The 9334-nt window shown below is 58.8% G+C and carries 12 protein-coding genes; 6 read left to right on the top strand and 6 right to left on the bottom strand.

Annotation, left to right across the window (positions count from 1 at the left end; translation table 11 throughout):
- The first annotated feature begins 68 nt into the window (after nt 1–68).
- Nucleotides 69–473: a TraR/DksA family transcriptional regulator gene (locus tag B7L09_RS03395; protein ID WP_094467742.1), complete on the top strand. Its 405-nt coding sequence runs from the start codon at nt 69–71 to the stop codon at nt 471–473.
- A gap of 218 nt (nt 474–691) precedes the next feature.
- Nucleotides 692–2296 carry a methyl-accepting chemotaxis protein gene (locus tag B7L09_RS03390; RefSeq protein ID WP_094467741.1) on the top strand — a complete coding sequence of 535 codons (1605 nt, stop codon included), beginning with the start codon at nt 692–694 and terminating at the stop codon, nt 2294–2296.
- A 160-nt stretch (nt 2297–2456) separates the two neighbouring features.
- On the opposite strand, the gene B7L09_RS03385 is transcribed toward B7L09_RS03390, so the two are convergent.
- The 3 genes from B7L09_RS03385 to B7L09_RS03375 all read right to left on the bottom strand — a co-directional run bounded on the left by B7L09_RS03385 (nt 2457) and on the right by B7L09_RS03375 (nt 3456).
- Nucleotides 2457–2696, bottom strand: a complete 240-nt coding sequence (locus tag B7L09_RS03385) for a DUF2789 domain-containing protein (protein ID WP_033057641.1) — start codon at nt 2694–2696, stop codon at nt 2457–2459.
- A gap of 121 nt (nt 2697–2817) precedes the next feature.
- Nucleotides 2818–3048, bottom strand: a complete 231-nt coding sequence (locus tag B7L09_RS03380) for a hypothetical protein (RefSeq protein WP_010459643.1) — start codon at nt 3046–3048, stop codon at nt 2818–2820.
- 159 nt (nt 3049–3207) lie between these two features.
- Nucleotides 3208–3456, bottom strand: coding sequence for a hypothetical protein (locus tag B7L09_RS03375; RefSeq protein WP_094467740.1), 249 nt, complete (start codon nt 3454–3456; stop codon nt 3208–3210).
- A gap of 410 nt (nt 3457–3866) precedes the next feature.
- On the opposite strand from B7L09_RS03375, the gene B7L09_RS03370 reads away from it, so the two are divergent.
- The 3 genes from B7L09_RS03370 (at nt 3867) to B7L09_RS03360 (ending at nt 5674) form a co-directional block, all read left to right on the top strand.
- The gene (locus B7L09_RS03370) at nt 3867–4337 is read left to right on the top strand and encodes a hypothetical protein (RefSeq protein WP_094467739.1); all 471 of its coding nucleotides are present in this window, start codon (nt 3867–3869) and stop codon (nt 4335–4337) included.
- Nucleotides 4337–4540, top strand: coding sequence for a hypothetical protein (locus B7L09_RS03365; protein ID WP_094467738.1), 204 nt, complete (start codon nt 4337–4339; stop codon nt 4538–4540). Before B7L09_RS03370 ends, B7L09_RS03365 begins: the two co-directional genes overlap by 1 nt.
- A 117-nt stretch (nt 4541–4657) precedes the next feature.
- Nucleotides 4658–5674 carry an ABC transporter substrate-binding protein gene (locus B7L09_RS03360; protein ID WP_094467737.1) on the top strand — a complete coding sequence of 339 codons (1017 nt, stop codon included), beginning with the start codon at nt 4658–4660 and terminating at the stop codon, nt 5672–5674.
- Between the two features lie 47 nt (nt 5675–5721).
- Here B7L09_RS03360 and B7L09_RS03355 read toward each other — a convergent pair whose 3' ends face one another.
- On the bottom strand, nt 5722–7869 hold the full coding sequence (locus B7L09_RS03355; RefSeq protein WP_094467736.1) for a TonB-dependent receptor: 2148 nt from the start codon (nt 7867–7869) through the stop codon (nt 5722–5724).
- Between the two features lie 89 nt (nt 7870–7958).
- On the bottom strand, nt 7959–8345 hold the full coding sequence (locus B7L09_RS03350; protein ID WP_094467735.1) for a DUF2946 domain-containing protein: 387 nt from the start codon (nt 8343–8345) through the stop codon (nt 7959–7961).
- A 95-nt stretch (nt 8346–8440) separates the two neighbouring features.
- On the opposite strand from B7L09_RS03350, the gene B7L09_RS03345 reads away from it, so the two are divergent.
- The gene (locus tag B7L09_RS03345; RefSeq protein WP_094467734.1) at nt 8441–8878 is read left to right on the top strand and encodes a DUF3995 domain-containing protein; all 438 of its coding nucleotides are present in this window, start codon (nt 8441–8443) and stop codon (nt 8876–8878) included.
- Between the two features lie 114 nt (nt 8879–8992).
- Here the strand turns inward: B7L09_RS03345 and B7L09_RS03340 are convergent.
- The coding region (locus B7L09_RS03340; RefSeq protein WP_141213421.1) for a Na+/H+ antiporter subunit G at nt 8993–9334 on the bottom strand (342 nt) is incomplete at its 5' end.

Genomic DNA, 9334 nt, shown 5'->3' with positions numbered 1-9334 from the left:
GNCCGGACCNGGCCTTCCGGGAAGCTCCCTTATTCGCCTTAATGCACGTATTTTTTATAGAGAAATCAATGACAAAGGAAAAGTTGCTGGCCATGCCGGCGGATGACTACATGAATGCCGAACAGCANGCTTTTTTCTACGAGCTGTTGCAAGACATGAAGGTGGAACACCACGCGCGCATTGAACAGAACCGCATCGCCATCGAAAGCCTGGATACCCCGGCTGACCCGGCTGACGCCGCTTCTGTCGAAGAAGAGCGCACCTGGCTGGTGAATGCGATCGATCGCGACCAGCGCATGCTGCCTCAGTTGGAACAGGCTCTGGAACGCATCAAAGAAGACAGCTTCGGCTGGTGCGACGACAGCGGCGAGGCCATCGGCCTGAAGCGCCTGCTGATCAGCCCAACCACCAAATACTGCATCGAAGCGCAAGAACGTCACGAGCAGATCGACAAGCACCAGCGTCAGGCCTGATTCCGTAACGCCCCGCATCGCGGGCAAGCCACGCTCCCACAGGGTTCACATCGAACTTATGGGAGCGAGCTTGCCCGCGATGCTTTTTGTCGTCTGCGAAAAGCTCGCGTACTTCTATTGACCTGCTGCAACGCCCACTACTAATGGACCATAGATAATGGCCCTGTAGTGGCGTTTAATGCAGTCACAACAATTAGAAGGTACATGGGGTGACGAAGATGACGAGAGACGGATCTCTGGTTGCGGCAGTGCCTGCACCAGTGTTTTTGCCGAAAAACCTTTGGCTGACGCCAACCCTGCAAAGCATCGCCCTGATGCTCTTGCTGTGTGGCATGGCGCTGGGTGGCTGGTCGCTTTACCTTTGTCTGCCACTGGCGGTGCTGGTGATCTGGCTGCCTCGCTTGCGCTCGCGCGCCACGCCCGAAGCAACAACGGTCGACGGCGCCAGCGCTATCGCCGAGTTGACTCGCGATCTTTCCTATACCACCAGTCATAACGCGTTGTCGGCCGCAGGCGTGGCCTTTTCGGTCAAGCAACTGGCGGACAAACTGCAATCGCAACTCGACGCGGCGGCGCAAATCGTCAGTAATGCCGAAGTGATGATCGCGACCGAACAAGCCACCTCGAAACTCAGCCGCGAAGCCCTCAGTGCCGCCAGCGAAGCTCATCAGAGCAGCGCGGCAGGGCGCACGGAACTGGTCGAGTCCATCAGCCGCATGCATCAGCTCAGTCAGCGCGCCAATGCCAGCCGTGAACTGATCGAAGCCTTGAGCCAGCGCAGTGAGGAAATCCAGCGCGTGACCCTGGTGATCCAATCCATCGCCAGTCAGACCAACTTGCTTGCATTGAACGCCGCCATCGAAGCGGCTCGGGCCGGGGAACATGGTCGCGGGTTCGCGGTGGTGGCGGATGAAGTTCGCGGACTGGCGGCGCGCACGGCGACGGCGACTGGCGAAGTCGGGGAGATGGTCGCCGATATCCAGCAACGCACGGCGCAGGTGGTGGAGCAGATCCGCCAACTGTCCAGCGACCTCGACACCGGTGTCGAGCAGGTCGAGCACACCGGTCAGCACCTGGAAAACATTGCGCGCCTGGCCGCCGGCGTCGAGCATCAAGTCGGGGAAATCGCCAAGGGCGCGGACACCAACCGCGAACAACTCGACAGCCTGTTCCATGCCATCGAACAGATGCGCAGCGACCTGGCGATCAGCGACCAACAGACTAAGCGCCTGGCTCAGGCAGCAGTGCAAATGGAGGGTCAGGCCGAAACCATCAGCGAGCGTCTGGCCGAAGTCGGACTGGATGACTACCACCAACGGATTTATGACCTGGCCCGCGAAGGCGCCAGCCAGATTGCCGCGCGCTTCGAAGCGGATATCGATCAGGGCCGTGTCAGCCTCGATGACCTGTTTGATCGCAGTTACCAGGCGATCCCCAACACCAGCCCGGCCAAGTTTCAAACGCGTTTCGATCGCTACACCGACCAAGTCTTACCGGCGATCCAGGAGGCGTTGCTGCCGCGCCATGAAGGGTTGGTATTCGCCATTGCCTGCACGCAACAGGGTTACGTGCCTACCCACAACAAAGTCTTCAGTCAGCCGCTGACCGGCGATGCGCAGGTTGATACGGTACAAAACCGCACCAAGCGCAAATTCGCCGACCGCACTGGCATTCGCTGTGGGAGCCATCAACAGCCGGTGTTGTTGCAGACTTACACCCGCGACACGGGTGAACTGATGCACGACCTGTCGGTGCCGATCATGCTCAAGGGGCGGCATTGGGGTGGATTGCGGTTGGGGTACAAACCGCAGAGTCCTCGCTAGATGCTCAACCTGATAACCGGTGAGCAAGCCTGAAACTCAACTGTGGCGAGGGAGCTTGCTCCCGCTGGGCCGCGTAGCGGCCCCAAGATGGGCCTGCTGCGCAGTCCAACGGGAGCAAGCTCCCTCGCCACAGGTTTATCGCTGACGGAAGACAGGCGGGCTAGTGAATCTGGTGCATGCGCAGGTTCAGGTCGTCGACCACCCGCGCCCAATCGGCGTCTTCACGCAATTGTTCTTTGAGGAAGCCTGCTTGTTGCGGCGTCCAGAACTCGGCATCGATGAGTTTCTTGTCGTCGGCCAGCGGCGAATGGCTGGCGATGAAATCGTCAATGGCTTTCTCGCTGGAGTCCAGACCGAGCTGGTCGAACAAACCTTTCAAGTCGTGTGTAGGTGAATCCATCTTCATCTCCTTGCGGGTCGCGATCTGAGGTGCGGCTTCATGGCATCTGAGGGGGCCGCGCTTCAGGAGTTCGATTGCGATGTGGGGAAGCAGGAGAGAGCATAGACTGCAAATCCGCCGATCAGGCTTTCAATGCACCTTCATCGACAGCCGTTTTCAGAGCCTGGGCAGCTTCTTTGGCGGCGATGGCAGCGACGTCCGAGGTCTTGAACCAGCGATCCTTCTCGACCTGGTGATACGTCACCGTGGTCAACGGCGGTTTGGCACGCATGACAATGACTGCCTGGAATTCGCCTTCGACCTCTCTGGCTTCGCCCCGGATAAAAAATTCACCGATATCAAATTCCGTCACGTAGCTGCCTTCCCTTGGAAATATATTGTTGTGTTGAATGCCGTCCGTCCTGGGGACGGATTTCATTGGTCGGGCAGTATGGCAGCAGTTGCCTGCCGGCGGCTGAGTTAAGTCGCCGGCATGACGAAACGTCTATAGACATGAAGGCAGGCGAGCGCGTCAGAGGCGAGATTCAAGTGAGCGGGCAAGTGCGCAGGCTTCGTTATGGCAGCCACGGAAACCTCTTACACGACCCGTGGAAATGTCCTTGATATGGAAGAAGGCGTTACCGGCCAGCACGACCTGGAAGCGTGGCAGCAGTAGGCTTTCAGGCTGCAATTGATGCGGCTGGAACGCCGTCGGGTGCAACGGGGCGTAATTGTTTGCGCGCGCTGTCTGGGGGGAAGCGAAATGAGTCATGGTGCACATGTGAAGTCCTTTTCATTGTTTTACCGACGTGTGTACGTCGTTTTGGGTAGTCTCGGTGAGCATCGCTGCTCTAGAATCACCTGCATTGGTGGGCGAACGGTGTTCATCTAAAGCAATTTTTTACTTGCGATATGTCGGAAAAGTGCTTTTTTTAGAGAGTTTTTTCCCTAAAGTTGGTAATCCGGTTTCCTCTGGCTGCAAGAAGGGCGTTTTCCTTCAACATCTGACGACTTTCACAGAGGACGGCGCGAGCGATATTCCAGTAATCTCACTGACCTCGCGAGGCATGAGCGCTCAGCTCGGCTCAAGATTTCAACCCGGGTCTTACGGCAACACTTCGGCATGGCCGCTTTTTTCTGCTGTGCGCTTTTTCTGCGTGCGGCATCATTTTCAGATGTGGGGATGTTTCCTTGGCAGTAAGTAATCTCGATATGCATGCTTTGTTCGTGCTGGGTGATTTGCGCGCAAAGCTGGTTAAACAGTTCCAGTCACGTTTCGTTTACATCACCGAACAGAACGCTGAAGGCATTTATATTGCCGAAATCGACACCGAAGAGGCGCTGGTGGTCGACGACAAGCCAGGGCTGAAGCTCAAGGTCGGCGATCATTTCAGCGCTTCGGTTCTGCCCAGTCGTGAAGGCGGCAAGCTCGACATCAAGTTCCGTGAAATCAAACTGACGGTTTACGGGCTGGGCGATTACGCCTTTGTCACCACCGCAGAGGGTCACGCGATTGTGTTCAAGGAAGGTCATAGCGTGGTGATGGTCTTCGCCGCGCACCAGCAGCTGCAGGAAGGCCTGACCAAAACCCTCAAGGCGGTGACCGGTAAGGCGGCCAAGTGGCGCAAGGGCGAACTGGTGACGTTCAAGGCCAGCGAGTAATGACCCTGACCCGCGCCGATTTCCACGAGCAGAACCAGGCCAGTGCGCACGTCGAAGCCCGACGACTGTTCGAGCACAAGGCTGTTCTGCAGGGAGGCTGGCTGACGTGGGTGGCGTCACAGATTTACACGCTGCGCCCGGCGGCTTACGCCTGCATGGTAAGAAGAGAGCTGGCACGCTTGCAGGAAACTTCCGAAAATTAAATCACACCCCTCGAAAGCAGGAACCTCTACTACAGTCAGTTGACTGAGTATTCAGAGGCTTGCGGTCTTCTGTCAGGCCATCCTGCTATTGCTGTGAACAGCACGAGGTGCAAAAGCATGAAAGGATTTCGACGGTTGTTGGCCGTTGCCCTGGCCACGTTGGGGGTGTTGAGTTCGCCCGTTCCGGTATCCGCTGCCCAGGCGCCGATCCACTTTGCCGACCTGAACTGGGAAAGCGGCAGCCTCATCACCGAGGTGCTGCGGTTTATCGTCGAGAAGGGCTATGACCTGCCCACCGACACCTTGCCCGGTACCACGATCACCCTGGAAACCGCCTTGGCGAAAAACGACATCCAGGTGATCGGCGAAGAATGGGCCGGCCGTAGTCCGGTCTGGATCAAGGCAGAAGCCGAAGGCAAAGTGGTCGGTCTGGGCGATACGGTCAAGGGAGCCACCGAGGGTTGGTGGGTGCCGGAATATGTGGTCAAGGGCGACGCNGCCAANGGCATCAAGCCACTGGCTCCAGGCTTGCGCAGTGTCAGCGACCTGCCTAAGTACAAGGATGTGTTCAGCGATCCGGAAAGCCCGGGCAAGGGGCGCTTCCTCAACAGCCCGATTGGCTGGACATCGGAAGTGGTGAACAAACAGAAACTCACGGCTTATGGCCTGAACGACAGCTATGTGAATTTCCGCAGCGGTTCCGGCGCGGCGCTGGATGCAGAGATCAGTTCGTCGATTCGTCGTGGCAAGCCGGTGCTGTTTTATTACTGGTCACCAACGCCGCTGCTCGGGCGCTTCAAGCTGATTCAGCTCGAGGAGCCGCCCTTTGATGCCGAAGCCTGGAAAACCCTGACGGACGCTGACAACCCCAATCCGAAACCGACGCGCTCACTGGCCTCGAAGCTGTCGATTGGTGTGTCTACGCCTTTTCAGAAGCAGTACCCGCAGATTGCCGATTTCTTCAGCAAGGTCGATTTTCCGATCGACCCCTTGAACAAGGCGCTGGCTGAAATGAGCGAGAAACACACCCCGCCACGTCAGGCGGCGCAGGCGTTCATGAAGGCGCATCCTGAGGTGTGGCAGGCGTGGGTGCCGAAGGATGTGGCGGATAAAGTCTCCGCCAGTCTTCAGTGACTATTGTGGTGAGGGAGCTTGCCACAGGTGGCATTCCGACAATGCTTTTAAAACCGGGTCTGCACCGCCAATTCAAAAGTCCGCGGTGTCCCGAGGTAATACGCTGGCGACACATGCGCAAACTCGGCATACACCTCATTGGTCAGGTTTCGCACCCGGCCGGTGACGGTGGTGTGCCGGTCGACCTTGTAACTGAGGAACGTGCCGTAAAGCGTGTACGACGGCACCGTCATGGTGTTGGCGCTGTCGGCAAACACCGAGGCCACATACCGCGCATCGACACCCCCTTGCCATTGCGGTGCGAAGTCATAGGTCAGCCACAGATTGCCGACCCGGTCCGGCACGTTGGTCGGCGTGTTGCCCTTGCGTGAAACCACCACGCCGGCCGCATTCTTCTCGGTGAACTCGTCGTACTGCGCGTCAACCCATGCGACGTTGCCCTCGGCCAGCAGCTTGTCGGTGATCTGCAACGAGCTGGCCAATTCAATCCCCTTCGACGTCTGCTGACCCACTGGAATGCTGAGGGTCGGGTCCAATGGATCAGTCACTGCGAAATCCTTGCGCTCAATCGTGTACGCCGCCACCGTTGCCGAACCGCGCCCGTCCAGATAATCGAGCTTGCTGCCGACTTCCCATTGCTTGCCCGTGGACACGTTGAAATCCTGCGTGCCGTTAGGCTGTTCGGCGGCGGTGCTGTATTGCACGTAGACATTGGCGGACGGAATGAACTGGTAGGTCAGGCCCACGCGGCCGGTTACCGGCTCCCAACTGCGCCTGAAATGCCGTGGATTGCTGGCGGTCACTGCCCGGTGATTGGTCACGTCCAGATCGATATCGTCATAACGCACGCCGGTCAGTAACGCCAGTTTGTCGGTCAGCGCCAGGCGGTTTTCGGCGAACAGGGCTTTGGTGGTGACCTCGTTGGTCTTGTCGCTGACAAACCCCGGTCGGGTGCCGGGGATGTCATAGAAGTGCCCTGGCTGAAAGTTGTTCGGGTCGACGGTGCTGGCGCCTTTGACGTTCAGCGGCGAGTTGGTGGTCTGGTTGACCTTGTACTCGAAACCGCCAGACCAGGTGGTGTCCAGGCCAAACANCGTGTCGTCATGGCGCAGCTCGAATTGGTTGCCGTTCTGCTCGCCCTGATGACGGACTTGATANGCCGTGGAGCGATTCACCGCGCTGTTGTCGGCGTTGTACTGATAGGTTTCCAGGTTGCCGTAATCGCGCTGACTGTCGAGGTGATAAAGGGTGTTTTTCAGCGTGGTACTGTCGTTGATCCGGTAGTCGATGATCGAGCGCGCCCAGAGGGTGCGTTGTTCGTAACGGCCGTCGGCGACGTTGTAGTTGTTGAAGCGGTTGTGCTTGTCGATCTTCAACTCGCCGGCCTTGGGATTGAGCACCGGTGTGCCCCAATACGGGCTGTCTTCGTGTTCATCCTGGTATTCCAGGGCCAGGGTGTGGGACAGGTTGGGCGTGAGGTCGCTGAGCAGCGAGAACGCGACGCTCCAGGCATCGCGCTCCTGACGGTCGATGTAGCCATTGCCGGTGTTGTGGCTGACGTCGAGCCGCGCGTAGTGCTGCACATCGGCGTCGGCTTCGCTGAGTGCGTGGTTGAGGCCGAACGCAGTCTCGGTGGTGTCATAAGTCCCGTAGCTGACGCGACCTTCGACCGCTTGTTCTTCACGGGTCGCCAGTTTGGTCACGTAGTTCAATGAGCCGCCCACGGAACCGGCGCCATTGATCAGCGACGACGGGCCGCCCACCAGTTCGACCCGATCGTAAATCCACGCATCCACCGGCCGGGCGAGGCCGCTGGAGACGTTGATGCCGTTGAACATTTGGGTGATCTGGCTGCTGGTAAAGCCGCGGTAGGAGATGAACCCGCCGAACCCCGGCGGTGCGCTGGCATTGACGCCGGGCAGGGTGTTGGCGGCGTCCTGGAAGTTTTGCGCGCCGTGGCGCTCGATGTCGTTGCGGTCGGCGATGGCCACCGAGGCGGGGGTTTCACGCACGCTCAGGCCCAGACGCGAGGCCATGCCGCTGGATTGATCAAGGCTCAACCCCGGCTCATCCGTCGCTTCGCCATCAATGGTAATGGGTGCGAGGTCGACGGTGGATTGCGCCCAGGCGTTTACAGACAGGCAGCCGCACAGGCTGGCCAACAACGGGCTTACTAACAAAGAAGCATGTTTCATCGATGAATCCTGAAGACTTGTCTAGGAAACAGCGCACAGACAAACGCCACGCGTTGGCGCAGTGGGCTGATCGGAAAAGGCGAAGAACTTCAGGCGAAAGGCGGGGCGCGAGGATTGGCCGAGGGCCAGGTGAAGCGGGCAGGGAGGTCGGCATTGGCGACGACAGCCAAGGGCGGGCTGTGTTGCTCCGGGAGGATCGCCAGCGTCAGGCTGGAGTTGAGCGCCGGGCCCATGCCGCCGGTGGAACATAGCGGGCAGCCGAAGGCTTTGGACAGGGTCGGCAGGTTGTCTTCGGAGGTGTTCGTTGNNGCCGGTGCCTGGGTGGCCGGATCAACCGTACAGAACTGGCCACCGATGCCGTTGAGTTGCATCCCCAGCATCTGCCCATGACCAATACTGCACGCGAACACATTGAACAGGACGCAGCAGTAAAGCATCCAGGCAATGAGCGTGCGGTCAGTTCGGGCGAGTTTCATGGAGCGGCACTTTACCACCGTCGATGACAAATACCCTTACAAAATCGTTCAATGAGGTTCATCCTGCTGCGACATTTCACGCTGGATGTCTGAATATGAGCCTAATGGTCGCGCAATGGATTGCTGCAATCTTTCTCTTGATCAGCCTGGTCCATTTGTACTGGGCGGCGGGCGGCAAGCTGGGGAGCGAGGCTGCGGTCCCGCGAATATCGGCAGAGGGTGGCGGGGAATCCAGGCCAGCGTTCAAGCCGTCGGGGTTTGCCACGTTGCTGGTCGCGGTGGGATTGCTGTTGATCGCGATGCTGGTGTGCCTGCGGGTCGGTTTGTATTTGCCGACGGTGCATCACCGGTCGCTGCAATGGGTGATCAGCGCCATTGCGATGCTGATGTTTGCCCGGGCGATCGGTGATTCGAATCTGGTGGGGTTCTTCAAGCAGGTCAAGGATTCTAAGTTTGCCCGGCTCGACACCTGGGCGTATTCGCCGCTGTGTGTGGTGTTGGGGGCGGGGTTGTTGGCTGTTGCCTGGATCTGAGTCGTTGCTGAAATAGCCATCGCGAGCAGGCTCGCTCCTAAAAGGGAATGCGTTCCACTGTGGGAGCGAGCCTGCTCGCGATGAGGCCCGGTCAAACAACACAAACTTCCAAACCTAACTCCCGCTTTCTGTGCGCCGACTGCTTACTTCAGCCGGCACATCATCCCCCGCCATGCGCTTGCGAAACAGCGCCGCCCGTGCCAGCAGCAACGTGGTCACCGGTACCGTGATCGACAACAGAATCGGAATCAGCCAGGCGTGCAGCACCGGCCCGGATTTGAGCGCCGAAAAGTAAAAGATCGAGGCCAGCGCCACGCACCACGCCCCCAAGGTCGAGGCCAGTGCCGGCGGGTGCATTCGCTGGAAATAATCCTTCATCCGCACCAGGCCGATGGCGCCGATCAGCGCAAACAGACTGCCGAGCACCAGCAGGATCGCCACCGGAACTTCAACCCA

It is taken from the genome of Pseudomonas mandelii, from assembly GCF_002251635.1.
In the GTDB taxonomy this organism is placed as follows: Bacteria; Pseudomonadota; Gammaproteobacteria; order Pseudomonadales; family Pseudomonadaceae; genus Aquipseudomonas; species Aquipseudomonas mandelii_B.
Note: the sequence above shows the minus strand (reverse complement) of the source record. Positions and strands in the feature narration are given on the sequence as shown.